The sequence below is a fragment of the Nesterenkonia sp. AY15 genome, from assembly GCF_022565855.1.
In the GTDB taxonomy this organism is placed as follows: domain Bacteria; phylum Actinomycetota; class Actinomycetes; order Actinomycetales; family Micrococcaceae; genus Nesterenkonia.
On the sequence record NZ_JAJOYV010000003.1, the window covers coordinates 300,580 to 324,813 of the forward strand.

At 66.0% G+C, this 24,234-nt stretch carries 23 protein-coding genes and 1 tRNA gene; 16 read left to right on the top strand and 8 right to left on the bottom strand.

Annotated features, from left to right (window positions below):
- Nucleotides 1–234: 234 nt before the first annotated feature.
- Nucleotides 235–537 (top strand): histone-like nucleoid-structuring protein Lsr2, encoded by a 303-nt coding sequence (locus tag LSI54_RS06995; RefSeq protein WP_036474614.1) that lies wholly within the window; start codon nucleotides 235–237, stop codon nucleotides 535–537.
- 225 nt (nucleotides 538–762) lie between these two features.
- Nucleotides 763–3,279, top strand: coding sequence for an ATP-dependent Clp protease ATP-binding subunit (locus LSI54_RS07000; RefSeq protein WP_241478047.1), 2,517 nt, complete (start codon nucleotides 763–765; stop codon nucleotides 3,277–3,279).
- Between the two features lie 119 nt (nucleotides 3,280–3,398).
- On the opposite strand, the gene LSI54_RS07005 is transcribed toward LSI54_RS07000, so the two are convergent.
- Nucleotides 3,399–3,857: a DUF3817 domain-containing protein gene (locus LSI54_RS07005; RefSeq protein ID WP_241466341.1), complete on the bottom strand. Its 459-nt coding sequence runs from the start codon at nucleotides 3,855–3,857 to the stop codon at nucleotides 3,399–3,401.
- Nucleotides 3,858–3,958: 101 nt separating this feature from the next.
- Here LSI54_RS07005 and radA point away from each other — a divergent pair, with 101 nt between their 5' ends.
- The gene (gene radA / locus LSI54_RS07010; RefSeq protein ID WP_241478024.1) at nucleotides 3,959–5,383 is read left to right on the top strand and encodes a DNA repair protein RadA; all 1,425 of its coding nucleotides are present in this window, start codon (nucleotides 3,959–3,961) and stop codon (nucleotides 5,381–5,383) included.
- Here radA and LSI54_RS07015 read toward each other — a convergent pair.
- Genes LSI54_RS07015 through arsB form a run of 3 tightly spaced genes read right to left on the bottom strand, consistent with a single transcriptional unit; the run spans nucleotide 5,375 to nucleotide 8,064 of the window.
- Nucleotides 5,375–6,430: an A/G-specific adenine glycosylase gene (locus LSI54_RS07015; protein ID WP_241478025.1), complete on the bottom strand. Its 1,056-nt coding sequence runs from the start codon at nucleotides 6,428–6,430 to the stop codon at nucleotides 5,375–5,377. The two genes, radA and LSI54_RS07015, sit on opposite strands and share 9 nt — an antisense overlap.
- 59 nt (nucleotides 6,431–6,489) lie before the next feature.
- Entirely contained in the window at nucleotides 6,490–6,900 is a 411-nt protein-coding gene (locus tag LSI54_RS07020; RefSeq protein WP_241466338.1) for an arsenate reductase ArsC, read from the bottom strand.
- A 36-nt stretch (nucleotides 6,901–6,936) separates the two neighbouring features.
- Complete coding sequence (gene arsB / locus LSI54_RS07025) at nucleotides 6,937–8,064, bottom strand: ACR3 family arsenite efflux transporter (protein WP_241466337.1); 1,128 nt, start codon at nucleotides 8,062–8,064, stop codon at nucleotides 6,937–6,939.
- A 158-nt stretch (nucleotides 8,065–8,222) separates the two neighbouring features.
- Between arsB and LSI54_RS07030 the strand changes: the two genes are divergently transcribed.
- From LSI54_RS07030 to LSI54_RS07050, 5 genes are all read left to right on the top strand, one after another.
- Nucleotides 8,223–8,570, top strand: a complete 348-nt coding sequence (locus tag LSI54_RS07030) for an ArsR/SmtB family transcription factor (RefSeq protein WP_241466336.1) — start codon at nucleotides 8,223–8,225, stop codon at nucleotides 8,568–8,570.
- Nucleotides 8,570–9,094, top strand: coding sequence for an arsenate-mycothiol transferase ArsC (locus LSI54_RS07035; protein WP_274616080.1), 525 nt, complete (start codon nucleotides 8,570–8,572; stop codon nucleotides 9,092–9,094). Before LSI54_RS07030 ends, LSI54_RS07035 begins: the two co-directional genes overlap by 1 nt.
- A 35-nt stretch (nucleotides 9,095–9,129) precedes the next feature.
- A complete protein-coding gene (locus LSI54_RS07040) occupies nucleotides 9,130–9,819 on the top strand; it encodes a hypothetical protein (RefSeq protein ID WP_241478026.1) in 690 nt (229 codons plus the stop codon).
- 65 nt (nucleotides 9,820–9,884) lie between these two features.
- On the top strand, nucleotides 9,885–10,391 hold the full coding sequence (locus LSI54_RS07045) for an amino-acid N-acetyltransferase (RefSeq protein ID WP_241466334.1): 507 nt from the start codon (nucleotides 9,885–9,887) through the stop codon (nucleotides 10,389–10,391).
- 302 nt (nucleotides 10,392–10,693) lie between these two features.
- Complete coding sequence (locus tag LSI54_RS07050; RefSeq protein WP_241478027.1) at nucleotides 10,694–11,623, top strand: hypothetical protein; 930 nt, start codon at nucleotides 10,694–10,696, stop codon at nucleotides 11,621–11,623.
- Nucleotides 11,624–11,734: 111 nt separating this feature from the next.
- Here LSI54_RS07050 and LSI54_RS07055 read toward each other — a convergent pair whose 3' ends face one another.
- On the bottom strand, nucleotides 11,735–12,880 hold the full coding sequence (locus tag LSI54_RS07055; RefSeq protein ID WP_241466332.1) for an FUSC family protein: 1,146 nt from the start codon (nucleotides 12,878–12,880) through the stop codon (nucleotides 11,735–11,737).
- 275 nt (nucleotides 12,881–13,155) lie between these two features.
- Between LSI54_RS07055 and LSI54_RS07060 the strand changes: the two genes are divergently transcribed.
- The 4 genes from LSI54_RS07060 to pstB all read left to right on the top strand — a co-directional run bounded on the left by LSI54_RS07060 (nucleotide 13,156) and on the right by pstB (nucleotide 16,987).
- Nucleotides 13,156–14,130 carry a phosphate ABC transporter substrate-binding protein PstS family protein gene (locus LSI54_RS07060; protein ID WP_241466331.1) on the top strand — a complete coding sequence of 325 codons (975 nt, stop codon included), beginning with the start codon at nucleotides 13,156–13,158 and terminating at the stop codon, nucleotides 14,128–14,130.
- An 82-nt stretch (nucleotides 14,131–14,212) separates the two neighbouring features.
- Complete coding sequence (pstC, locus tag LSI54_RS07065; protein ID WP_241466330.1) at nucleotides 14,213–15,169, top strand: phosphate ABC transporter permease subunit PstC; 957 nt, start codon at nucleotides 14,213–14,215, stop codon at nucleotides 15,167–15,169.
- A complete protein-coding gene (gene pstA / locus LSI54_RS07070) occupies nucleotides 15,166–16,092 on the top strand; it encodes a phosphate ABC transporter permease PstA (RefSeq protein WP_241466329.1) in 927 nt (308 codons plus the stop codon). Before pstC ends, pstA begins: the two co-directional genes overlap by 4 nt.
- A gap of 124 nt (nucleotides 16,093–16,216) precedes the next feature.
- A complete protein-coding gene (pstB, locus tag LSI54_RS07075; protein ID WP_241466363.1) occupies nucleotides 16,217–16,987 on the top strand; it encodes a phosphate ABC transporter ATP-binding protein PstB in 771 nt (256 codons plus the stop codon).
- Nucleotides 16,988–17,027: 40 nt separating this feature from the next.
- Here pstB and LSI54_RS07080 read toward each other — a convergent pair whose 3' ends face one another.
- The 3 genes from LSI54_RS07080 to LSI54_RS07090 all read right to left on the bottom strand — a co-directional run bounded on the left by LSI54_RS07080 (nucleotide 17,028) and on the right by LSI54_RS07090 (nucleotide 19,112).
- Nucleotides 17,028–18,038: an inorganic phosphate transporter gene (locus LSI54_RS07080; RefSeq protein ID WP_241476464.1), complete on the bottom strand. Its 1,011-nt coding sequence runs from the start codon at nucleotides 18,036–18,038 to the stop codon at nucleotides 17,028–17,030.
- A 15-nt stretch (nucleotides 18,039–18,053) separates the two neighbouring features.
- Nucleotides 18,054–18,671 (bottom strand): DUF47 domain-containing protein, encoded by a 618-nt coding sequence (locus LSI54_RS07085; RefSeq protein WP_241466328.1) that lies wholly within the window; start codon nucleotides 18,669–18,671, stop codon nucleotides 18,054–18,056.
- Between the two features lie 365 nt (nucleotides 18,672–19,036).
- Nucleotides 19,037–19,112: transfer RNA gene (locus tag LSI54_RS07090), tRNA-Lys, on the bottom strand.
- A gap of 126 nt (nucleotides 19,113–19,238) precedes the next feature.
- On the opposite strand from LSI54_RS07090, the gene LSI54_RS07095 reads away from it, so the two are divergent.
- The 4 genes from LSI54_RS07095 to LSI54_RS07110 all read left to right on the top strand — a co-directional run bounded on the left by LSI54_RS07095 (nucleotide 19,239) and on the right by LSI54_RS07110 (nucleotide 24,212).
- A complete protein-coding gene (locus tag LSI54_RS07095) occupies nucleotides 19,239–19,868 on the top strand; it encodes a hypothetical protein (RefSeq protein ID WP_241476313.1) in 630 nt (209 codons plus the stop codon).
- Nucleotides 19,869–19,993: 125 nt separating this feature from the next.
- The gene (locus tag LSI54_RS07100; RefSeq protein WP_241466326.1) at nucleotides 19,994–21,361 is read left to right on the top strand and encodes an MFS transporter; all 1,368 of its coding nucleotides are present in this window, start codon (nucleotides 19,994–19,996) and stop codon (nucleotides 21,359–21,361) included.
- 143 nt (nucleotides 21,362–21,504) lie between these two features.
- On the top strand, nucleotides 21,505–22,590 hold the full coding sequence (locus LSI54_RS07105) for a BMP family lipoprotein (protein WP_241476312.1): 1,086 nt from the start codon (nucleotides 21,505–21,507) through the stop codon (nucleotides 22,588–22,590).
- Nucleotides 22,591–22,622: 32 nt separating this feature from the next.
- Nucleotides 22,623–24,212 (top strand): ABC transporter ATP-binding protein, encoded by a 1,590-nt coding sequence (locus LSI54_RS07110; protein ID WP_241478028.1) that lies wholly within the window; start codon nucleotides 22,623–22,625, stop codon nucleotides 24,210–24,212.
- Nucleotides 24,213–24,234 lie beyond the last annotated feature (22 nt).

The window sequence follows — 24,234 nt, forward strand, 5'->3', positions numbered from 1 at the left end:
ATCCATGATTCTCATGGCGCTGTCATGGCCGTCTCCAGCCGAGAAACTGGTTCCATATGAGAATCATCTTCCGGGCCCAAAAAAGTAACAATCTCTCCAGCTTGACCGTGAATTGTATTTCTTGAAATACTTGGCTTCACATAGATCGTTCTTGATCTATCGCAGCGAGAAATGCGCCGAGCGAGATGAGACCCATTGCGTCTCGGCGTGTGAGTGAGCAGTGAGGTGTATGAGATGGCCCAGAAGGTAGAAGTGGTTCTCGTCGATGATCTTGACGGCAGCGAAGCAAAGGAGACGGTCACATTTGGGCTGGACTCCCGCTTTTATGAGATTGACCTCAGCGAAGAGCACGCCAAGGAGCTTCGCGAGACGCTGAAGAAGTACATCCGCAAGGGTCGGGCCATCGCCCCGCCCTCGCCGCAGAATGAAGCCCGTCAGATTCGTGACTGGGCCGTGAAGAACGGATATCAGGTCTCCAGCCGAGGTCGCTTGCACCGCGACATCGTAGAGGCCTACCGAAACGCCAAGAAGCGCTGATTCTGCGCACCCGTTGCGGTGCTGCGAAAACGACCGACCGAGGTTGGCCTCAAGCCCGGACGCAGCATGATGCTGCGGCCGGGCTTCGCTCGTGCCCGGCGCAGCGACCCTTCCGGGGAGCCGTCGGAGCAGGCAGAACTTTTCCCTATGGCGAACAGCGGCGACTAGACCGCGCGATGCCCGTAGCCTTGAGGCAGAGCACCAACGCTAGGAGTGTCTGTGGCTATGTTCGAGAGATTTACTGATCGCGCCAGGCGCGTGGTTGTGCTTGCCCAAGAAGAGGCACGCATGCTGAACCACAACTACATCGGCACCGAGCACATTCTGCTCGGCCTGATCCACGAAGGTGAGGGTGTCGCGGCCAAGGCCCTTGAGTCGCTGGACATCTCACTGACCGGCGTGCGCGAAAAGGTGCAGGAGAAGATCGGACCCGGCCAGAACGCGCCGAGCGGTCACATCCCCTTCACCCCGCGCGCCAAGAAGGTCCTGGAGCTCTCGCTGCGCGAGGCGCTCCAGCTGGGCCACAACTACATCGGCACCGAGCACATCCTGCTGGGCCTGATCCGTGAGGGCGAGGGTGTCGCAGCCCAGGTGCTCGTGGAGCTGAACGCCGACCTGAACAAGGTCCGCCAGCAGGTCATCCAGCTGCTCTCCGGCTACTCCGGGGGCAACCAGGAGAAGGCAGGCGCCGGCGTCGGACAGGGCGGCGCCAACGAGGGCACCCCGGCCGGATCCGTGGTGCTCGACCAGTTCGGTCGCAACCTCACAGCCGCCGCCCGCGAAGCGCAGCTGGACCCGGTGGTCGGCCGTGACTACGAGCGTGAGCGCGTGATGCAGGTGCTCTCCCGCCGCACCAAGAACAACCCGGTGCTGATCGGTGAGCCCGGCGTCGGCAAGACCGCCGTCGTCGAAGGCCTGGCCCAGGCCATCGTCAACGGCGATGTGCCGGAGCTGCTGAAGGACAAGCAGCTCTACACCCTGGACCTCGGGTCCCTGGTGGCCGGCTCGCGCTACCGAGGCGACTTCGAGGAGCGCCTGAAGAAGGTGCTCAAGGAGATCCGCACCCGCGGTGACATCATCTTGTTCATCGACGAGATCCACACTCTGGTCGGTGCAGGCGCCGCCGAAGGTGCGATCGACGCCGCGAACATCCTGAAGCCGCTTCTCGCCCGCGGTGAGCTGCAGACCATCGGCGCGACCACGCTCGATGAGTACCGCAAGCACATCGAGAAGGACGCCGCGCTGGAACGTCGCTTCCAGCCGATCCAGGTCGAGGAGCCCTCCGTGGAGGTCACCGTGCAGATCCTGCGCGGACTGCGCGACCGCTACGAGGCCCACCACAAGGTCTCCATCACCGAGGAGGCGCTTGAAGCCGCCGCCTCGCTGGCGAACCGGTACATCAACGACCGCTTCCTCCCGGACAAGGCCATCGACCTGATCGATGAGGCCGGCGCCCGGCTGCGGATCCAGAAGATGACCGCGCCGCCGGAGCTCAAGGAGTTCGACGGCAAGATCGAAGACGTCCGGCGGGAGAAGGAATCCGCCATCGACGCCCAGGACTTCGAGGGTGCTGCCAGCCTGCGTGACAAGGAGCAGAAGCTCGTCGAAGAGCGCCAGGCCAAGGAAGACGCCTGGAAGTCGGGCCAGATCGACGAGATCGCCGAGGTCGACGCCGATCTGATCGCCGAGGTCCTCGCGTTCTCAACCGGCATCCCGGTCTTCAAGCTCACCGAGCAGGAGTCCGATCGCCTCCGCCGCATGGAGGAGGAGCTGCACAAGCGGGTCATCGGTCAGGACGAGGCGGTGAAGTCGCTCTCCCGGGCGATCCGCCGCACCCGTGCCGGGCTCAAGGACCCCAACCGGCCCTCGGGCTCGTTCATCTTCGCCGGGCCCACCGGCGTCGGCAAGACCGAGCTGGCCAAGTCCCTGGCCGAGTTCCTCTTCGGCGACGAAGACGCCCTCATCACCTTGGACATGTCCGAGTTCTCCGAGAAGCACACGGTCTCCCGGCTCTTCGGCGCCCCTCCAGGCTATGTGGGCTACGAGGAGGGCGGTCAGCTCACCGAGAAGGTGCGTCGCCGTCCGTTCTCCGTGGTCCTCTTCGATGAGGTCGAGAAGGCCCACGCGGACCTGTTCAACTCGTTGCTGCAGATCCTCGAGGACGGTCGACTGACCGACTCCCAGGGCCGCGCCGTGGACTTCAAGAACACGGTGATCATCATGACCACCAACCTCGGCACCCGGGACATCTCCAAGAACGTGATGACCGGCTTCACCTCCAGTGGGGACACCTCGACCAACTACGAGCGGATGAAGGCCACGGTCAGCCAGGAGCTGCGCCAGCACTTCCGGCCCGAGTTCCTCAACCGTGTCGATGACACGATCGTGTTCCCGCAGCTCAAGCAGGAGGAGATCGTCCAGATCGTGGACCTCTTCGTGAACAGGCTGCGCTCACGGCTCGCCGAGCAGGCCATGACCCTTGAGGTCACCCAGCCCGCTCGGGTGTTCCTCGCCGAGACCGGCTACGATCCGGCGATGGGTGCCCGGCCGCTGCGCCGCACCATCCAGACCCTGATCGAGGACGAGCTCTCCGAGCGGATCCTCTACGGCGAGATCCCCCACGGCGCCGGCATCGAGATCGGCGTCGAGGGTGAAGACAAGGAGCGCAAGCTCACCTTCGAGTGGCACGAGCCGCAGGATCAGATCGAGGCGTCAGAAGAGCCCGCCGCCATCGAGAGCTGATCCCTCGGGTCGGCCAGCGCTGACCCAGACATGAGTGAAGCGCCGTCGGAATCATCCGGCGGCGCTTCACTCATGTCTGGGTCCCTGCAACGCTGAAGCTCTCGGGCCTTCCGGGGCTGTCAGCCCCCGGGTGGGCCGATGATCAGCAGCACCACGAAGAGCATGACGACCCCGGCGCTCAGCACCCCGCCGACGAGCCCGGGCCGGTTCAGCAGCACCCGCAGTGCGCGGTCATGCCAGCTTCTGTCCCGCGGATCTTCGGTGAGCGCCGTGCGCCAGGGCCCCTCGAGCCGGCCGCTGCGCTTGAGCCAGAGATCCACCGGAATCGTCGCATAGGGGATCACCGCGCTGATCACCGCCACCGAGGTGGGGCCGGCGCTCCAGCGCTGATTCTTCGCCACAATCACTGCGGTCGCGGCATAGGCCAGGAACACGAAGCCGTGGATGCCGCCGCCGATGCTCACCGCGATGTCCAGGCCGTTGGTCGCGCGCAGGATCATCCCGCCGATCAGCAGGGTCCAGGAGACGGCTTCGGCGAAGGCCAGCACGCGGAAGAACATCTTGGGGGAGCGGAACACAGGTCTCCTGAGTCGAAAGGGGGATGGGGGCTCCGAGCATCGTACGGGTTGTGACCGGGGTGCGCCGAAATGTGTCTGTGCCCGGCGGTAACGTAGGGACCATGGCAACTCGCACCGCGTCACGGAGTACGGGGAAGTCCCGGTCCAAGGGATCCCCGGCGTTTGAATGCACTGAATGTGGCTGGCAGACCGTCAAGTGGGTCGGCCGCTGCCCGGAGTGCCAGGCCTGGGGCTCGGTGGAGGAGAAGGGCCAGGTCACTGCCAGAACGACGGCGGCGAGCCAGCTTGCTCAGCCGGCCCGGGTGATCCACGAGGTGGATGCCTCCGAGGCGGAGTTCCGTCCCACCTCCATCGGGGAGCTGGACCGGGTGCTCGGCGGAGGGCTCGTCCCGGGCGCGGTGATCCTGATGGCCGGCGAGCCCGGCGTCGGCAAGTCCACGCTGCTGCTGCAGGTGGCCTCCGCGGTGGCCCGCGCCCACCCCGATTCCCCGGTGCTCTACCTGACCGGTGAGGAATCCGCAGCCCAGGTGAAGAAGCGCGCCGAACGCATCGACGCGATCTCCGACGGCCTCTACCTCGCCGCCGAATCCGATCTGGGCCAGGCGCTGGGCCAGGTGGAGAAGCTCTCACCCCAGCTGACGATCATGGACTCGGTGCAGACCTTCTCCTCGGCCGAGGTCGACGGCGCCCCCGGCGGCGTCACCCAGATCCGCGAGGTCACCGCCTCGATGATCGAGTCGGCCAAGCGCAAGAACATGACCACCATCCTGGTGGGGCATGTGACCAAGGACGGAAGCATCGCCGGGCCGCGGATGCTCGAGCACCTGGTGGATGTGGTCTGTCAGTTCGAAGGGGAGCGACATTCCCGGCTGCGGCTGCTGCGCGCGGTGAAGAACCGCTACGGTCCCACCGATGATGTGGGCTGTTTCGATCTCAATGAGGACGGCCTGACCTCGCTGGCTGACCCCAGCGGGCTCTTCGTCTCAGCGATGACCGAACGCGTCCCCGGCACCTGCATCACCATCACCCTGGAAGGTCGCAGGCCGCTCACCGCAGAGGTCCAGGCCCTGGTGGCCGAGTCTCAGGCGGCCCAGCCCCGCCGTGCGGTCTCCGGCCTGGACTCTCCCCGGGTCTCGATGCTGCTCGCAGTGCTCCAGCGTCGCGCCAAGCTCACCGCGCTGATGAAGTCCGAGGCGTATGTGGCCACAGTGGGCGGGGTCAGGATCACTGAACCCGCGGCTGATCTCTCCATCGCTCTGGCGGTGGCCTCCGCGGCGCTGGAGAAGCCGCTGCCGAACCGGTTCGTGGCCTTCGGGGAGGTGGGCCTGGCTGGGGAGGTGCGCCCGGTGCCGGGTCTGCGTCAGCGACTGGAGGAGGCCCAGCGGCTGGGCTTCACCCATGCGATCGTCCCGCGCAGATCCACCGGCACGGAGAAGGACGCCACCCCGGAGGGGATGCGGGTCCGCGAGGTCGGCTCACTGGCCGAGGCGCTGAACCTGGTGCTCGACGGCGGCCAGTCAGGCTGAGCCTGCAGAATCTCTGGCGGCAGTTCCGGCAAGGACAGGCGCGGAGGCGCCCAGCCCACCGGGAAGGCTGATCAGCCCTTCATCGGCGGCGGCGAGCCCGTCGCGCAGCAGCGAGTCCAGGCACCGGCTCCGCTGCTCCTCCGCGGCCTCGGGCAGCGCCAGTCCGGCGAGAAGCTCCGTGCGCTCCACGGTCTGGCCCGTGCGCAGCACAGCCATGATCGCGCCACGCACCTGACGGTCTGTGCCCGCCCAGGCCTGGCCGCGGGTCTGCTGCTCCGCGGTGGGCGGTGGCGATCCTGCGGCACGCCAGGCACACAGGTCAGCCACCGGGCAGGACTGGCACTGTGGCGCACGTGCGGTGCAGATCAGCGCCCCGAGCTCCATGGCCGAGGCGTTCCAGGCGCAGGCGGTGGCGCCGCCGTCGTGATCGGTGGTGGGCATCAGCTCCTGGGCGAGCCGGCGCTGCGCGGAGGTGTAGGTCTTGCCCGGCAGGGCGTGTCCGGTGAAGGCTCGAGCGTGGACTCGTCGGATATTGGTGTCCACCACAACTTCGGGCTCCTGAAAGGCGAAGCAGGCCACGGCGGCGGCGGTGTACTCGCCCACTCCCGGCAGTGCGCGCAGCTCCGTCGCAGCGCTGGGCACCTTCCCGCCGTGGCGTTCGACCATGGCCGCCGCGGCGGCCTGCAGTCGCAGTGCGCGGCGTGGGTAGCCGAGCCGGTCCCAGGCGGTGAGGATCTCCGCGGTCGGCGCCGCAGCGAGGTCAGCCGGGCGAGGCCAGCGCTTCATCCAGAGCTCCCAGCGAGGGAGCACCCGGACCACCGGGGTCTGCTGCAGCATGATCTCGCTGACCAGCACGCCCCAGGGGGTGCAGCCGGGCTCACGCCAGGGAAGCGGGCGGGCGTTGTCCTCGAACCACTCGATCACACGGTCATGGACCAGCGTGGGCTCGGGCGTGAAGCCAACGTCGGGACGGACGGAGCCGTCCCGAGCGGCAGCAGGAGGGCTCGCGGGAGTGGCGCTGGCGGGAGACTCGGCGGCGGGTGTCATCGCCATGAGTCTAGAGAATCTCGGCCTCCGCCGTGCTCAGCTGGTGGAACCGGCTGAGCTCAGACCTTCACGTTCAGGCTGCCGAGAAGCTGGCGCACGCGGGTGCGGATGTCATCGCGGATCACCCGGACCTTCTCGAGGCTCTGCCCTGCCGGGTCATCGAGCTTCCAGTCCTCGTAGCGCTTGCCCGGGTAGAACGGGCACTCGTCCCCGCAGCCCATGGTGATGACCACGTCGGACTGCTTCACCGAATCATCGGTGAGCTTCTCAGGTGTGTTCTCCGAGATGTCGATCCCGAGCTCCGCCATGGCTTCCACCGCGATGGGGTTCAGCGACTCCTTCGGCGCCGTGCCGCCGGAGAACACCTCTACGGCATCACCGGCGATCTCGCGAAGGAATCCGGCGGCCATCTGCGAGCGCCCAGCGTTGTGGACGCAGACGAAGAGGACGGTGGGCCTGGGGGTGCTCATGGTGTTCCTTCCGAGAAGCTGTGAGAACAGTGGGGGTCAGAGACTGTGTGGGGCAGCTGCAGCGATCGGGCTCTCCTGCTTGGCGGGGATGTTCGATCCGATGAAGAACCGGCGCGCCCACAGCGCCACGTAGACCAGCGCGACCAGCACCGGGACCTCGATCAGCGGGCCGACGACTCCTGCCAGGGCCTGACCGCTGGTGGCGCCGAAGGTGGCGATGGAGACCGCGATGGCGAGTTCGAAGTTGTTGCCGGCCGCGGTGAAGGACAGCGTGGTGGTGCGCTCGTAGCCCATCCGCAGCATCCAACCGATGACCATCGAGGCGGCGAAGATGACCACGAAGTAGACCAGCAGCGGGACGGCGATCCGGACCACGTCCATCGGACTACTGAGCACCTGTTCGCCCTGCAGCGCGAAGAGCACCACGATCGTGAAGAGCAGGCCGTAGAGCGCCCAAGGGCCGATCCTCGGCAGGACCTTGGCCTCGTACCATTCGCGACCCCGGGCTCGTTCGCCAAGGGTGCGGGTGAGGTACCCGGCGAGCAGCGGGATGCCCAGGAAGACCAGCACCGAGACCGTGATCGCAACGATGGAGAACTCGGCCGAGGTGGTCTCCAACCCGAGCCAGCCCGGCAGGACCTGCAGGTAGAACCAGCCCAGCACGCCGAACATGAAGACCTGGAACACAGAGTTGATGGCCACCAGCACCGCAGCAGCCTCACGATCACCGCAGGCCAGATCGTTCCAGATCAGCACCATGGCGATGCAGCGGGCGAGACCGACGATGATCAGCCCGGTGCGGTACTCCGGCAGATCGGCGAGGAAGACCCAGGCCAGGACGAACATGAAGGCCGGTGCGAGGATCCAGTTGATCAGCAGCGAAGTGACGACCAGCTTCTTGTCCGAGAGCACCCGGCCGGTCTCGTTGTAGCGGACCTTCGCCAGCACCGGGTACATCATGATCAGCAGTCCGATGGCTATCGGCAGCGAGACGCCTGCCACCTCCATGGACTCCATCGCCACACCCACCTGGGGGACGACGGCGCCCAGCGCCAGTCCCAGCCCCATGGCCGCGATGATCCACACGGGGAGGAAGCGATCGAGCACCGAGAGCTTGGCCACCACGGCCGAGGGGTCCGGGACGGGTGGGGCAGACTGGCTCACAAACACTCCTGGGAAGATCGACAAACTTCGATGCCCCGAGTATCGTCAGAAACATCGATGCATGTCAATCCATGTGACGTTCGCCATGGGGGCAGGCTGGGACGATAGAGCTCGGAGCACTGCTCCCAAGACCGATGACGAACCCTCGAGGAGAAGCGATGATCACCCAGATCGACTGCACGCCCCCGCAGGCGCCCCTGGCGGAGAGCGTCACGCTGGACCCAGAGGGCGCCGCCGAGCTCGCCGTCGGATTCAAGGCGCTCGCGGACCCGAATCGCATCACGCTGCTCACCCTGATCGCCGCCGAGGAGACCGGGGAGGCCTGCGTCTGCGACCTCACCGAGCCGCTCGGCCTCGGCCAGCCCACCGTCTCCCACCACCTGAAGGTGCTGGTCGATGCCGGATTGCTCATTCGTGAGAAGCGCGGCACCTGGTCCTACTACTCGGTGGTGCCCGGCGCCCTGCAGGACCTCTTCAACTCCATGACCGAAAGGACCGCACACTGATGCGCGAGACGACCACCCCGGAGAACTCCACGAGACCCTCGGATCAGCCGGTGCGCGGCGCAGAGGAGGAGGTCGCCCCGGTGGCGCACTCCACTGAGCGCGCCGAAAAGCCAGCGGTGCTCTTCGTGTGCGTGAAGAACGGCGGCAAATCTCAGATGGCCGCCGGGCTGATGCGCCAGGACCTCGCTGCGGCGGGACTAGAGGGCGCCGTCGTCGTCTCCTCGGCCGGCACGCGGCCGGGTTCGAAGGTCAATGCGCTCTCGACAGAGGTGCTTGCGGAGATCGGGGCCGACATCGCCGGAGAGACTCCCACCCAGCTGACCCCGGAGGCGATGCGTGAGGCTGGGCACGTCGTGATCATCGGTGCCGAAGCTGAAGTGGAGCCATTGGAGGGTGTTGAGATCGAACGCTGGGAGGTCGATGAGCCCAGCAGCCGCGGGATCGAAGGGCGGGAGCGCATGGAGCTGGTCCGCGATGACATCCACCTGCGCGTGCGCGAGCTCAGGGAACGCCTGCTCGGCTGAGAAACAGCGCCAGTCTCCTCCGCTAACCTGGGGCCATGGGTTCCCAGCGAAGGCGGCAGTCTGCCGAGGTGTACAGGCGCCGACGCATCCTGGTCGGGGTGCTCGCCGTGGTGCTGCTGGTCCTTGCAGGATGGCTCACCGGCCTCGCCATGGGCGGGGGCCAGGACACGGACGAGGCCGATCCGCAGGAGGCCGCTGAGGGTGCCGCTGCGCAGGACGAGGCGGGTTCGGATCCAGGGTCCCAGAATGACTCGCAGCCAGGCTCCGAGGACTCCGCCGACGCCGACGGCCAGGACTCCGAGGCGGAGGCGCCTCAGGACAAGCCTCCCGAGGATGGCAGCTGCCGCACCGGCGATCTTGAGGTTCGGGCATCCACCGGTTCAGAGTCCTACGGACCTGGCTACGCCCCCAGGCTGGTCATGGAGGTGGAGAACACCGCCGACTACGCCTGTGAGGCTGACCTGGGTACGGCGGAGCAGGAGTTCCTGGTCGAGCACGCCGGAGCCACCGTCTTCTCCACCGCCGAATGCTCCGTCTCCCGAGAGTCGCTTCCGGTGCAGCTGGAGCCGGGCCAGGTGGAGCAGGCGCATTTCACGTGGCCACGCTCAGACTCAGCCGAGGACTGCGCAGAGCCGATCGCGCTGAATCCCGGCAGCTATCAGCTGACCGTGAGCCTCAGCGGCATCCGTTCGGAGCCGCATGACTTCACCCTGAACGAGGGCTGATCGACTCAAGTGCAGTCCGCGATGCGCGGCCCGCCTGGCTCTGCGTCCGCGCTTAGACTGTGCCGATGGGTTCCTTCATCATCAGGCCGGCGCGCACCGCCGATGTCGCCGCGATCATGGGCATGGCGGAGCCCCTGGTGGATCAGCGCGTGCTGGTGCACAAGGAGGCCGTCGCCTACTACGAGGCGATCCAGGAGTTCGTCGTCGCCGAAGCCCAGGACGGTGCCCTGATCGGGTTCGGCGCCCTGCACGTGATGTGGAAGGACCTCGCCGAAGTGCGCACCCTGGCCACCGATTCCCGCTGTCGGGGTCACGGAGTGGGTTCAGGACTGCTGAAAGAGCTCACGGCTCGTGCCCACGCCCTCGGTGTCAGCAGGGTGTTCTGCCTGACCTTCGAGGTGGAGTTCTTCACCCGGCACGGCTTCGGGATCATGGATGACCAGGCGGCGGTGGATCCGGAGGTCTACACCGAGCTGCTGCGTTCACCTGATGAAGGTGTCGCGGAGTTCCTGGACCTCGCCCGGGTCAAGCCCAACACCTTGGGCAACACCAGGATGATCCTGCAGCTCTAGATGTATTGAGTCACGACGTCGATGACACCTGGTTGGCAGGACTCGTTCCGATGTTGGCGCGGATGCGATCAGCGCTGCGACCGGGTCAGGATCTCCACGAGAAGGTCTCGCTCGCCAGGGGCCGCGCCGAGGGGGCCCACGTTGACGAAGGTCATGGCTCCGACTGTGGACGAGAAGGGTTGCAGCCGCTTCACCTGCCATGAACGTCGCATCAACCGCCGCCGTACCGGGTCTGGGAGACGCAGACCCTCTCGCCACTGATCCACCGTCGGTTAGGGTGCTTGTGACGAAGGCGGCACATCATGGACCGAGCATGGGTGACATGGACGGCAGCTGCGGTGCTGCTCCTGGGGGCAGGCTCTGTCGGCTGCGGGCGGCCGTACCTGCACGCGGTGGATGACGGGGTGTACGGCGCGCTGCTCCCTAGGACGGAGCAGTGGGCCGAGGAGGGGTCTGAGGGGATCCCGGGAGGCTACGCCGCTCTCAGCGCCGACGGCGCGGAGCGTGTCGTGCTGCGGATCGAGGACGACACTGTCACGTTCGAGCTGGACGGGGAGAGCGCGGTGACCCGACAGGTGGTGCAACGCCGCGACATCCAGGACAGCGAGGGATCGGGCCCGTTCAAGGCCGACTCCCAGGCCCTGGCCCTGGGGGATGAGCCTCTGGTCCTGGGCTCGCTGACGATCAGCGACCCGGTGATCTGGTACGCCGGAGGCTATGACAGCACCGAGGTGGTCGCGATCAAGCCGTGGGACCCCGAAGAGCGGGGGCCGATCGTGCAGTGCGCGGCCGCGGACGAGCAGTGCCTGGCGCTTCCGGTCGGCGAGAGCCTGGTCGGAGATCCGATCGGTGACTACACGGACATGACCCGGCCCGGCGCTGCGGAGAACCCGGTTACCGGCATTCGGGTGACCGCCACGGACATCGTGTACACGCTCGACACCGGACAGGAGGTGCGCAGCAGCCGTGCGGAGGAGACCCTCATCCAGGCATGTGCTCTCTGGAAGTCGGCGGTGTGGCCAGTCCCAGCCGAGATCGGTCTCTCCTTCGACGAACCTGTGCTCGTGGAGACCAGCTGCCCCTTGCCCTCCGGGGAGGCGCCCAGACTCACCGTGATGGAACGCGCCTCGCTCCCCGTGCTCGCGCCGTTGGAGCCTCATCGGGCCGGGCAGTGGTGCCAGCCGGGGCCAGACTGCCTGTGGTTCGTCGACGAGGAAGGCGGCCCTGGCTGAGCGCGACAGCCTCACCCCGGCGACCAGGCCATGTCTGAGCGTGCACATTCATCCGCGTGTGGCACTAGCCGGCCTGAGTCACGACGTAGGTGACACCTGGTTGGCGGGGCCTCAAAGCTCGGGCAGCTGCTCGGTGGCGTCTTCGTGGCTGGCCCCTGTCGCCTGAAGCATGTCCACCACCAGCGTGCGCAGCAGCAGCACCACCGTCTCACCCTCGAGCGTCCCGATGCCCAGCGATTTCGGGTGCAGCCGCTGGGCCAGAGCGGACAGTGCCTCCTGGGCGGTGTTCATCCGGCGCGTGTAGGCCGAGCCAGGTTCAGACACTGCCTGGGAGAGTAGCAGCGAGCCGTCGGCGAACTCGTCCAGCACCGCCGAGAGGTTCGCCACCGCTTCGTCACTGAGGGTGGCGTGGTCCACGGTGCTGATGATCCGGCGTGCCACCACCCGCATGCTGCGCACCGAGAGGTCCACGTGGTCCGCGACCTCGGCCATGTGTCGGACGTAGTGGCGGTGCTTGCGGTAGGCGGGGGAGAAGACCGTCAGCTCCTTGGCTGAACGCACCGCATCGCGCAGCTCATCGATCTGCGGCTGCAGGCCGCGGCAGCGGATCAGCGAGTGCCAGGCCTGGCGCGAGTCTGAGTTCCGCACCGCCTCGGCGACGTCGCGCAGCGAGGCGGTCATCGCGTCCACCACGCTCTTGAGCTCAGCGATCGGCTCGCGGCGCGGATCCTTCGGGGTCAGCAGCGTGATCGCCAGCGCCACCGCACCGCCGACGATGGCGTCCAGGCTGCGCGTGAACGGGCCGAGTGCGGCTGCCTCGGGGGGCGGGATCAGCACCACCAGGAGGGCCTGGAGGCCCATCTGCATGGCCAGCACCGGTCCTGAGTCGAGGAATCGGGCCAACATGATGGAGAGGAAGAGGACCAGCGTGGCGGTGCCCAGGTTCGAGCCGAGCTGGTGCAGCAGCAGGTCACCGATGAGGATGCCCAAGGTGCAGCCCACGCTGACCTCGAGGACCTTGCGCATCCGTGGTTCTTTGGTGAAGCCCAGCGCGATCATCGCAGCGATGGCCGCGAAGAGCGGATCGTCGTGGCCCAGGACCCGTTCAGCAATCGTGTAGGCACCCACGCCGGCCACGGTCATCTGCAGCGCAGGAATCACCGAGCGTCGCATCCTGCGGGCACCGACCTTGACTCGGCGCTGCGTGAAGCGGCGCGCACGGGCCAGCAGTGGGGGAGTAGAGCGCTCGGTCGTCACCCCATGAGTGTAGGCCGCGACCAGTTCCGGGGATACGAGGAGCCTCACATCCGCCAGGCCTCCGGTGTGGTGCACGACACACCGGTGAGGCGCGCCAGTTCACCGAGCGTTCATCTTAAGTGGGCACCTTGGCCACCTGTTGAGCGGCCCACTGTCACTTGCCCCTCCTAATGTGATTCGAGGTTCGCCGAGGCATCCGCGGAGAACCTCATAAGGCTTGAAAAACGGCGCTTCCTCGCGCTTGATGAATCACTCAGAGAGGCATACCCGTGAAGATGAGAACTTTTGGTCGTTCAACGGCCATCCTGTCCATTGCAACCCTGGCACTGGTCGGATGTGGCGACGGCGGAGAAGAGGGCGAAGCTGAGACTGGCACCGAAGAGGGCGGCAACGGGGCCTCAGGCCAGGTCACCATCGACGGCTCGTCGACCGTGGCGCCGCTCGGTGAGGCTGCAGCTGAGATGTTCATGGAGGAGAACCCCGACGTCCAGGTGACGGTCGGCACCTCCGGCACCGGTGGCGGCTTCGAGAGCTTCTGCCGCGGCGAGACCGACATCTCCGAGGCCTCCCGCTCGATCTCCGATGAAGAGATCGCGGCATGTGATGAAGCGGGAATCGCGTACGAGGAGATCGGTGTCGCGAACGATGCGATCTCGCTCATCGTCAACGAGGAGAACGACTTCCTGCAGTGTGCCTCTGTTGAGGAGCTCTCCGAGGTCTGGAACCAGGACTCGGAAGCGACCAACTGGTCTGACATCGATCCTTCCTACCCGGATGAGCCTATCGAGCTCTACGGCCCCGGCACCGACTCCGGCACCTTCGACTACTTCACCGAGGCGATCAACGGTGAAGAGGGCAACATCCGCGCCGACTACAACGACATCGGTGAGGACGACTTCGCCGCCATCACCGGCACCTCCGGCAACGAGTTCGCCATGGCCTTCGTCCCGCTCTCCTACACGATCGAGGCCGAGGCAGAGCCGATTCGCACCCTCGAGATCGAGAATGAAGACGGCGACTGCGTCGAGCCGGCCACCGAGACCGTCCAGGACGGCAGCTACAACCCACTGGGTCGCCAGCTGTTCATGTACCCATCGGACCTCGCCCTCGAGCGCACCGAGGTGCAGGACTTCCTGGCTTTCACGCTGGAGAACAACGAGGCCCTCGCCGAGGCTGCGAACTTCATCCCGCTGACCGAGGACCAGGCCACCGAGGCACAGGCAACTGTGGACGAGCTCGCCGGGAACTGATCTACCCCACAGCGGAGGCTCGGTGCCCTCTCCAGGGCGCCGAGCCTTCGTTCTTCACGTTTTTCACAGCAGAAGGAGCAAGGTGAGCACTACGACGCGAACCGACCGGCCCAGTGTGGTCCTGGTCGCGCAGTCCTCTCGCTGGGGCGAGAAGCTGATCCAATTCTGGCTTGGTTTCTGCGCGATCGCCTCGGTCATCATCACGGTCGGCATCGTTCTGGCCCTGTTCTCGCCGCTGCCTGAATTCTTCAGCCGGGTCGATTTCCGGGAGTTCTTCTCCACCGACACCTGGGCGCCGGCGCTGGCCACCCCCAGCTTCGGTGTCTGGAACATCGTCGTCGGCACCCTGAACGTCACCATGTACGCGCTCATCGTCGCGCTCCCGGCAGGGCTGGGCGCCGCGATCTACCTCAGCGAGTTCGCCGGTCGGCGTGCCCGGAAGGTATTGAAGCCGATCCTCGAGGTGCTCGAAGGCGTCCCCACCGTCGCCTACGGCATCTTCGCCTTCACCTTCGTCACGCCGCTGCTGCGTGACAACTGGCCCACCTGGCTGCCCGGCGATCTCGGAGATCCCCCAGGGATCTTCTCGGCCGGCGCCGCAGGCATCGTGCTGGGCATCATGATCATCCCGACCGTCGCTTCCATTGCAGAAGATTCAATGTCTGCAGTGCCGCGCTCGCTGCGCGAAGGCGCCTATGGACTTGGCAGTACACGCATGCAGGTCGCGACCAAGGTCGTCGTTCCCGCCGCGCTCTCAGGCATCGTCGCCGGGTTCGTCCTCGGTGTGTCTCGCGCCATCGGCGAGACGATGGTCGTGCTCCTGGCCGCAGGTGCCAGCCCCAACATGACTCTGATGCCCAACGAATCGGTCCTGCCGATGACAGCGTTCATCGGACGCACCGCCACGGGCGACATCTCCGCCGGCACCGATGTCTACTTCACGATCTTCGCAGTGGGTGCCCTGCTGTTCACCATGACCTTCGTGATGAACATGATCTCCATCGCCCTCGTCCGCCGATTCCGGGAGAAGTACGAATGATGAGCACGCGCGCCGAGAAGGCGTCAACTGCCGCCCGCGACACCACCCGCCGCATCGCGATGGGCAAGCGCAGTGGCATCTGGAAGGAAGAGCTGTTCAAGTACGTCCTGATCCTGTGCATCGTGATCGCCTTCGTCACTCTGCTGGCGCTCATCATCCATTCGGCATGGCTGGGTCGTTCACGTCTGGACCTCAACCTCATCACGCAGATGCCCTCCACGCTGGATCCAGAGACCTCCGGAATGCAGTCTGCGATCTGGGGCACCGTGATCCTCATGGTCGGTGTGCTGGTGACGGTGGTCCCGTTGGGCATCTCCGCAGCGGTCTACCTGGAGGAGTACGCGGACACCGAACGCTGGTGGAATCGGTTCATCGAGCTGAACATCCAGAACCTCGCTGCGGTCCCGTCCATCGTCTTCGGCATCCTGGGGCTGGCCTACGTGGTCCGTGAGGGCTTCGCCTTCGGGCCGGTGGCCTACGCCGGCTCACTCACTCTGGCGATGCTGGTCCTGCCCACGGTGATCCTCGCATCCCGCGAAGCGCTCAAGGCCGTGCCGGACTCGATCCGACAGGCGTCATACGGCATGGGCGCCACCAGATGGCAGACGGTCTGGCACCAGGTGCTGCCCGTCGCCGTCCCCGGCATGATCACCGGCACGATCCTTGCCATGTCTCGGGCCATCGGTGAGACGGCTCCGCTGCTGCTCGTCGGTGCCACGACCTTCGTGACCTTCAACCCAGACAGCGCCTTCAGCGGCGCGTACACCGCGATCCCGGTGCAGATCTTCCAGTGGGCCTCACGTCCGCAGCCGGAGTTCCGCGAACTCGCGGCCGCTGGTGTGATCCTGCTGATAGCCGTGCTGCTGATCATGAACTCCGCGGCGATCTGGCTGCGCAACCGCTACTCTCGCTACGACCTGTGAGTCACGCGCGCTCCTCCATCTTCACGACTTGCTCTGCACCACTGATCGACAAGGACCCATGACTATGACTTCACAGACCAGCACAGATGCTTTCAACGACACCCGCGGTCACGTTCCTCCGGTGATGGCGACCAGGGGGCTCAATGTCTACTACGGGGATTTCCACGCCGTGGACGACGTGAACCTCGACTTCAACCGTCGTGAGGTCACCGCGCTCATCGGTCCCTCGGGCTGCGGCAAGTCAACGGTGCTGCGCAGCCTGAACCGGATGAACGACCTGATTCCCTCGGCGCGGATCGAGGGTGAGGTCACCTATCACGGCCAGAACATCTACCAGCCGAAGATCGACCCGATCGAAGTGCGGCGCCGCATCGGCATGGTCTTCCAGAAGCCCAACCCCTTCCCGAAGTCCATCTTCGACAACGTCGCATACGGACCTCGGGTGACCAAGATGAAGGTCGATTCGATGAGTGACCTGGTGGAGCAGTCGCTTCGCCGCGCGGCTCTCTGGGATGAGGTCAAGGACAACCTGAAGGGCTCGGCATTCGGGCTCTCCGGCGGCCAGCAACAGCGACTGTGCATCGCTCGTGCGATCGCCACGTCTCCCGACGTGATCCTGCTCGACGAGCCGTGCTCCGCACTCGATCCGATCGCCACCGCCGCGATCGAGGATCTGATGACAGACCTCAAACAGGAGTACACCCAGATCATCGTCACGCACAACATGCAACAGGCCGCCCGGATCTCTGACACGACCGCGTTCTTCACCGCTGGCCTCGATCAGGACAACGGAAAGCGTATCGGGCGCCTGGTGGAGTACAACGACACCTCCACCATCTTCAACAACCCGGCCGAGAAGTCCACCGAGGACTACGTCTCCGGACGCTTCGGCTGACCATTCTGCTGCTGGCTGGGCGCGTCCGATCAGGACGCGTCTAACCGAGCAGCAGACTCATCACCGTGGTGAGCAGCGCCGTCACTGTGGCGGCGACCAGTGGGGTCAGCACCCAGTAGAGGCAGATCCGGCGGAACTGACGCCAATGGACTGTGGCGAAGCGCTGATTCGATCCAGCCCCGATCACCGATGAAGCCGCGGTCAGTGACGTGGACAGCGGCAGCGCGAACCCCAGTGAACCGACGAAGAGCAGTCCCGAAGTGGTGGTTGTGGCCACCATGCCGCGCAGCGGGTCGATGTCCACCAGACGATGGCCCAGCGTGTGAGCGATTCGCCACCCTCCGGTCAGGCAGCCAGCACCGATCAGCAGCGCGAACGCGACATACGCGTAGGGCAACCAGGCCTCAGCCGCTTCGATCTGCGCTGCCGTTGAGGCGGTGATCAGCACGAAGGAGAACCGTTGACCCTGCTGCAGCCCGGTGCCCAGGGATGTGACGCCGACGCTCACCGACTGCGCCATCCGGGAGGTGGAGTTGACGGCGTCGGGATCACCACCGCGAGCGAAGCGCACAGCCGCGAAGACCAGCAGGTAGGCCAGCCCGAACGCGACCAGCGGAGACAGCAGGAGCGTGAGCACGACCCCGACCCACGGCATGGCAAGAACTTCCGCGAAGTCGAGATCCGCGACGACCGCGGCAGCCAGGGTGCCCCCGAGGAATGCCGCCAGCAGAGCATGGGTGATTGATGTCGGCATTCCCCTGAGGTAGGTGAAGATATTCCACCCAAGCAGGGTCGACGCCGCGCAGAGCGTCACCGTCAGCAGCAGTACTGGATCCATCTCCGGGAATTCGAACCAGGTGAAGAGGTAGATCCCCAGCGGGAGAGTGAGCAGAACCCCCAGGGCGTTGAAACCCGCCGCCACACGTGTCGCCACCCGAGGTGTGAGCGCCCTGGTGCGCACCGGAATGGCGATGGCATTGGGAACATCATGGAGCCCGGCCACGTAGGCGTTGGGAACCAGCACCAGACAGATGAGTCCGAGCAGGATCATCTCCACGCGGGCGCCTCAGGACTCGCGCACGATGATGGAACCGGCAGTGACCGCCACCATCCGCTGGTCGTCTATCGCGGCCAGCAGCGCATCTGCGATCTGCGCCTGCTGCAGCGCGATGTTCGGTTGGAAGGCATTGTCGGTGCTGGTCATCCACACCCGGTGGGTCCGGTTTGCCTGCTTGGTCAGGCGCTGCATCTGAATCCAGTACTCCTCCAGCAGATCGAAGTCCTCCAACCGGGACATCGCGGCCACCGTGAGGTCCAGCTGGCGGCTCAGCGTCTCCAGCTGGTCGGCGCTCTGGCTGGGCAGGCTCAGATGTGGGCGGGCGAGGATCAGGTCACCTGCCGCGACCACGTGCTCCATGGTGCGGTTGAGCTGCTGGGAGAGGGCATAGATGTCATGACGCGGCAGAGGGGTCAGGAAGACGCTGCGGATATGAGTCATCAGATTGAAGTGCAGGTCCACCGCCCGACCCTCCAGGCCGAGCAGCTGGTCCCGCAGTGCGGCCCGGTCCTCGTTCGGACTGCCGAGCAGCTGCGAGATCAGCTGCACCCCGGAGCGCACTTCCCGGGCGATGCTGGCCAGCAGGTCGGTGGCCTCAGGCTTTCGCTGGCCTCTGCGTACGATCATGCGGTGTGTTTCCCCAGGTGAACGAGTGTCGACGTGTCGGCCACGAGTGTATAGCCCGAACATGAACTCGGCCGTGATGGCCTGGGAGGAGCGCCGGATGAGGGCACGTGCAGAGGAGCTGGCCGAATCGGCGTGGAAGATTGAGGTGTGCCGGGCTGGGAACGCCTCACGGCGCGGGGCCGCTCGAAGCGGCTCAATAATGGAGCCCGGGGGTTACCGCAGCCCGGCACACCTCAAGTGTGCTCCTTGTTCGGGCACTCGGTCAACTACGCGTCGGGGCAGGTTCGAAATCCACCCCCCGATGAGGTATGCCCAGGCCTACGCTGAGCGCTGACCTGGGCATACCTGTCTCCAGTGGAGGGCTATGGTGGGCCCTGCGGGACTCGAACCCGCGACCAGCGGATTAAAAGTCCGATGCTCTACCAACTGAGCTAAAGGCCCCTGCGAAGCCTCTGAAGACGTGCCCTATGGTATCGCCGCCGGGGCCTGCGGCATAATGACGGACACTATGCAGGTCGGCAGTTGAGCGGCCCGCAGACCGAAGCGAATCTCTTCAAGGAGGACGCGATGACCAGCAAGCCCCGCCACCGTCGGCCGAGCTACACCGAGCCGGCAGCCTTTGATCAGCGAGAGGGCGGCGCGGATCCTGCCATCATCTCCCAGGCCGCCCACGACACCGCGCACGCGCTGGTCTTCCACGGTCGCGACTCCGATGATCCCGAGGTGACGGAGCGGTTCATACGGCTGGCCGAGACCGAAGGCATCGAGGCCATTGCCGAGCTCTGGGCCGACTCTCCGGCACACTCGCTGGCCGGCGGTCTCTGGAGGATCTACGCGATCCGAGCCGCTGTGAACAAAGATCCACAACGGATGAGTGAGTACTACCAGCTGGGCAAGACCGACTCGGCGCCCCACGCGATCGCGGGCGTCGCTGAGCCGCCCACCGCCCAGGAGATGGACCGACTGGCAGATCTGGTGCTCGCGGGGATGTACCGCGGAGACATCGATTCGGCCTTCGACCGGGCGGGGGCATTCTGTCGGGTCATAGCTCGCGGACAGGCGCTGTGGGCGGGAGGCTCCGAAGAGCACAGCCCGGAATCGGCCCGCCGGCTCACCGAGCGTGCCGACCAGCTGCTGCGCACCGCGGAGGAGCTTGAGAGCGCCGCACGGGGCTGCCGGGCCGGAACCCTCGACTGAGCAGCCGCTACGCGCTGTACTTCGGGGATGCGGGCACCCACGGAACCCCTCTGGTCGACATGACTGCCGATGAGCTGGAGGTCATCTGGGAGTAGGGTCCCCTCCCGCGGGCTTACACTCTCCTCGTGCACCAGAACACTGCGAATCTCCCCACGGCGCTGCCCACCGGTGAATCCGTCCTGCAGGGCCTGCCCTGGCGGTGGAACACCCAGGGCCGGATCTTCCTCATCGGTGGACTCGGCTTCATGTTCGACGCCTGGGACGTCTCGCTCAACGGCATCCTGATCCCGCTTCTGTCCGAGGAGTGGAACCTGACACCCTCGGACGCCGCCTGGATCGGCACGGCGAACCTGATCGGCATGGCCGTGGGTGCGGTCATGTGGGGCACGATCGCCGACCGGATCGGGCGCAAGAAGGCCTTCGCCTGGACGCTGCTGATCTTCTCGCTGTTCACCGTGGCCGGTGCCATGACCGGAAGTCTGGAATGGTTCGTGCTCTTCCGCTTCCTCGCCGGCGTCGGCCTCGGCGGCTGCATCCCGGTGGACTACGCCCTGGTGGGCGAATTCACCCCGGCCAAGCAGCGCGGACGGGTGCTCACCGCCATGGACGGCTGGTGGCCCATCGGAGCGGCGCTCGCCGGCTTCGTCTCGGCCTGGCTGGTCGGGACATGGGGCGACTGGAGGCTGCCGCTGCTGGCCATGATCCTGCCCGCGCTGCTGGTCTTCGCGGTGCGGCTCTACGTGCCTGAGTCTCCGATGTATCTGATGCGCCAGGGGCAGATGGAGGAGGCGCGCAAGGTCATCGACTCGATGGTGACCCGCACCGGGGCTCCGGTCCAGGAGTACACGATGGAGACCACCCAGGCTCCCGCGAAGCTCAGCTTCCGTGCGGTGGGAGAGCAGCTGAAGCTCGTCTGGGCGCACGGCTGGCGGGTCACCACCGTCTCCTGGGTGCTCTTCCTCGCGATCATGACCGTCTATTACATCGCGATTCAATGGATGCCCACCCTTCTGATCGACGCCGGGTACGAACAAGATCAAGCGTTCATCCGCACCGCAGGAATGGCCGCCGTCGGACTCGTCGGGGTGGTGATCTCCACGGTGCTCGTGGAGATCACCGGACGCCGGGTGCTGTTGGCGATCTCCGCTCCGGTGGCCACCGCGATGCTGGTGGTGCTCGGGCTGACCATGCACCTGCCCACCGCCGTGCTGATCCTGCTGCTGGGCTTCGGCATGGTGATCCAGATCGCGATCCCGGTGCTCTACACCTACGTCTCTGAGCTCTACCCCACGGAACTGCGCGGATCGGGCTTCGGCTGGGCATCGACCATCTCGCGGATCGGCGCCGGGCTGGGCCCGCTGCTCTTCATCGCCTGGATGGAGCCGACCTTCGGCCTGGCCGGAGCCTTCGGGATCTGCCTGATCGGGGTGGTTCTGGCGGTGCTGCTGATGCTCAAGCTGGCTCCGGACACCACGGCCAAAGAGCTTGCCTGAGCCGAGTTCTGCCGCATCAGGCCGGTGAACATCACCGAAACATCCGAGCAATGTTTGAGCGGGAAATGTGCCGTACTATTGCCTGCATCACTCGTTTCTCGGCACCCGTATGGGTGCCGTTCTTGCACCATGAGGAGAACCCCATGAAGAGGTCCTTCAAGACCAGCGGTGCCATCGCCGCGACGGCCGCCGCAGCACTGATCCTGTCCTCCTGTGGAGAGGCCCCTGAGGAGGAGGGCGACGGCGCCGCCTCCGAAGAGGTCGACTACAAGGCGTGCCTGGTCTCCGATGAGGGTGGCTGGGATGACCGCTCCTTCAACCAGTCTGCGTTCGAGGGCCTGGAGATGGCGATCGACGAGCTCGGCGTCGACTCCGCCGATGCGCAGTCCACCGCCGAGTCCGAGTACGGCCCCAACGTCGACACGATGGTCCAACAGAACTGCGACGTCGTCTTCGGCGTCGGCTTCCTGCTTGAAGAGGGCCTGCGTGAAGCCGCCGAGGCCAACCCCGAGACCGACTTCGCGCTGATCGACTCCTACTTCAACTTCGAAGAGGGTGAAGAGCCGGAGAACGCGAAGCCGCTGGTGTTCAACACCGGTGAAGCCGCCTACCTGGCCGGCTACGTCGCCGCCGCGATGTCTGAGACCGGAGTGGTCGGCACCTGGGGCGGCATCCAGATCCCCTCGGTGACCGTCTTCATGGACGGCTACGCCGACGGCGTGGAGCGTTACAACGAGGACAACGACGACGACGTCGAGGTGGTCGGCTGGGACAAGGACGGCCAGAACGGCAGCTTCTCCGGCGACTTCAGCGACCAGACCCAGGGCCGTGAGGTCACCGAGCAGCTGCTGAGCCAGGACGCCGACGTCATCATGCCCGTGGCCGGCAACGCCGGCGTCGGTGCAGGTCCCGCCCTGGAGGCAGCCGAGGCCAAGATGATCTGGGTCGACTCCGACGGCTACGAGTCCACCGACTACGGAGACATCGTGCTGACCTCGGTGATGAAGGAGATCGGTGCCGCCGTCTACGCCACCATCGATGAAGGTGTCCAGGACGGCTTCACCAACGAGTCCTACGTGGGCACCCTTGAGAACGAGGGTGTCGGACTCGCACCGTTCCACGACTTCGAGGACGAGGTGCCCTCCGAGGTGGCAGAGGCCATCGAGCAGCTGCGCCAGGAGATCATCGATGGCGAGACCGTCGTCGAGTCCGAGAACGCCCCGTCCTGACCCGCGAATAACTGATTGGCGACACCGCAGCGATGAAGCTTGAGCTCAGAGGAGTCACGAAGCGGTTCGGCTCCTTCACCGCCAATGACCGGATCTCCCTCACCGTGGAGCCGGGCGAGATCCACGCCCTGCTCGGGGAGAACGGAGCTGGCAAGTCCACTCTGATGAACACCATCTACGGGCTCTACAGCCCCGACGAGGGTGAGATTCTGCTGGATGACCAGGGGGTCAGCTTCAACGGGCCCGGTGACGCCGTGGATGCCGGGATCGGCATGGTGCACCAGCACTTCATGCTGATCCCGGTGTTCACCGTGACCGAGTCGGTCGCGCTGGGCTACGAGCCCACCCGCGCCGCCGGCATCATGGACATGGCTCAGGCTCGCGCGAAGGTCTTGGAGATCTCCGCGCGCTTCGGCTTCGACGTGGACCCCGATGCGCGCATCGAGGACCTCCCGGTCGGGGCTCAGCAGCGCGTGGAGATCATCAAGGCGCTGTCCCGCGACGCGAAGGTGCTCATCCTCGACGAGCCCACCGCGGTGCTGACCCCGCAGGAGACCGACGAGCTGATCACCATCATGGGACAGCTGCGCGACTCGGGCACCTCCATCGTCTTCATCACCCACAAGCTGCGTGAAGTCCGCGCCGTGGCCGATCGCATCACCGTGATTCGGCGCGGCGCCGTGGTGGGGGAGACCTCCCCGCAGTCCACCGAGACCGAGCTCGCCGGGCTGATGGTCGGCCGCGAGGTCAACCTGACCACCGCCAAGGAATCGGCGGATCCCGGTGAGGTCTGCTTCGAGGTGCGCGGACTGACGGTGCTCAACAGCGCGGACAAGGTGGTCGTCGACCACGTCGACTTCCAGATGCGCCGGGGCGAGATCCTGGTCATCGCCGGGGTCGACGGCAACGGGCAGAGCGAGCTCGCCCAGACCGTCTTGGGGCTCCGGGCCCCGGTGGCGGGCAGCATCCTGCTCGATGACAAGGATCTGGCTCCGCTCAGCGTCAAGCAGCGCCTGGCGGCCGGACTGGGCTTCGTCCCGGAGGACCGCAGCACCGACGGCGTCATCGGCGCCTTCACCATCACCGAGAACTATGTGCTGGACATGTATGACCGGCCCCCCTACGCCGGGGGCCCCGGAAACGTCGCGCTGCGGCTGCCGGTGATGCGCGAGGCCGCGCAGACCCAGGCGGAGCGCTTCGATGTGCGCATGGGCGGCGTGGATGACCCGATCTCTACGCTCTCTGGGGGCAATCAGCAGAAGGTCGTGCTGGCCCGTGAGATGAGCCGAGACCTGCGGCTGTTCGTGGCCAGCCAGCCCACCCGCGGCCTCGATGTCGGCTCCATCGAGTTCGTGCACCGCACGATCATCGAGGAGCGCGACAAGGGCACGCCTTGCCTGATCGTCTCCACAGAGCTTGACGAGGCGCTGAACCTTGCCGATCGGATCGCGGTCATGTACCGCGGCAGGATCGTAGGGATCGTGCCGGCCAGCACCAGCCGCGATGTGCTCGGACTGATGATGGCCGGGGTGCCCGCCGATGAGGCGCAGGCCCAGGCAGCCACCCACCACACCGTGCTGGCCGAGGCCGACGAGCAGGCCGAAGCAGAGGAGAACAAGTGAGCGCATCAGGGTCGCAGCAGGG

Bases quoted from the DNA above. Each gene is read 5' to 3' on its own strand.
- LSI54_RS07015 (WP_241478025.1), bottom strand. From the start codon at position 6,430: ATGACACCCGCCGCCGAGTCTCCCGCCAGCGCCACTCCCGCGAGCCCT.
- LSI54_RS07085 (WP_241466328.1), bottom strand. From the start codon at position 18,671: ATGATCGTACGCAGAGGCCAGCGAAAGCCTGAGGCCACCGACCTGCTG.
- LSI54_RS07080 (WP_241476464.1), bottom strand. From the start codon at position 18,038: ATGATCCTGCTCGGACTCATCTGTCTGGTGCTGGTTCCCAACGCCTAC.
- LSI54_RS07030 (WP_241466336.1), top strand. From the start codon at position 8,223: ATGATCACCCAGATCGACTGCACGCCCCCGCAGGCGCCCCTGGCGGAG.
- LSI54_RS07040 (WP_241478026.1), top strand. From the start codon at position 9,130: ATGGGTTCCCAGCGAAGGCGGCAGTCTGCCGAGGTGTACAGGCGCCGA.
- LSI54_RS06995 (WP_036474614.1), top strand. From the start codon at position 235: ATGGCCCAGAAGGTAGAAGTGGTTCTCGTCGATGATCTTGACGGCAGC.
- radA (WP_241478024.1), top strand. From the start codon at position 3,959: ATGGCAACTCGCACCGCGTCACGGAGTACGGGGAAGTCCCGGTCCAAG.
- LSI54_RS07035 (WP_274616080.1), top strand. From the start codon at position 8,570: ATGCGCGAGACGACCACCCCGGAGAACTCCACGAGACCCTCGGATCAG.
- LSI54_RS07110 (WP_241478028.1), top strand. From the start codon at position 22,623: ATGAAGCTTGAGCTCAGAGGAGTCACGAAGCGGTTCGGCTCCTTCACC.
- LSI54_RS07105 (WP_241476312.1), top strand. From the start codon at position 21,505: ATGAAGAGGTCCTTCAAGACCAGCGGTGCCATCGCCGCGACGGCCGCC.
- pstB (WP_241466363.1), top strand. From the start codon at position 16,217: ATGGCGACCAGGGGGCTCAATGTCTACTACGGGGATTTCCACGCCGTG.
- LSI54_RS07020 (WP_241466338.1), bottom strand. From the start codon at position 6,900: ATGAGCACCCCCAGGCCCACCGTCCTCTTCGTCTGCGTCCACAACGCT.
- LSI54_RS07060 (WP_241466331.1), top strand. From the start codon at position 13,156: ATGAGAACTTTTGGTCGTTCAACGGCCATCCTGTCCATTGCAACCCTG.
- LSI54_RS07000 (WP_241478047.1), top strand. From the start codon at position 763: ATGTTCGAGAGATTTACTGATCGCGCCAGGCGCGTGGTTGTGCTTGCC.
- pstA (WP_241466329.1), top strand. From the start codon at position 15,166: ATGATGAGCACGCGCGCCGAGAAGGCGTCAACTGCCGCCCGCGACACC.
- LSI54_RS07095 (WP_241476313.1), top strand. From the start codon at position 19,239: ATGACCAGCAAGCCCCGCCACCGTCGGCCGAGCTACACCGAGCCGGCA.
- LSI54_RS07050 (WP_241478027.1), top strand. From the start codon at position 10,694: ATGGACCGAGCATGGGTGACATGGACGGCAGCTGCGGTGCTGCTCCTG.
- LSI54_RS07045 (WP_241466334.1), top strand. From the start codon at position 9,885: ATGGGTTCCTTCATCATCAGGCCGGCGCGCACCGCCGATGTCGCCGCG.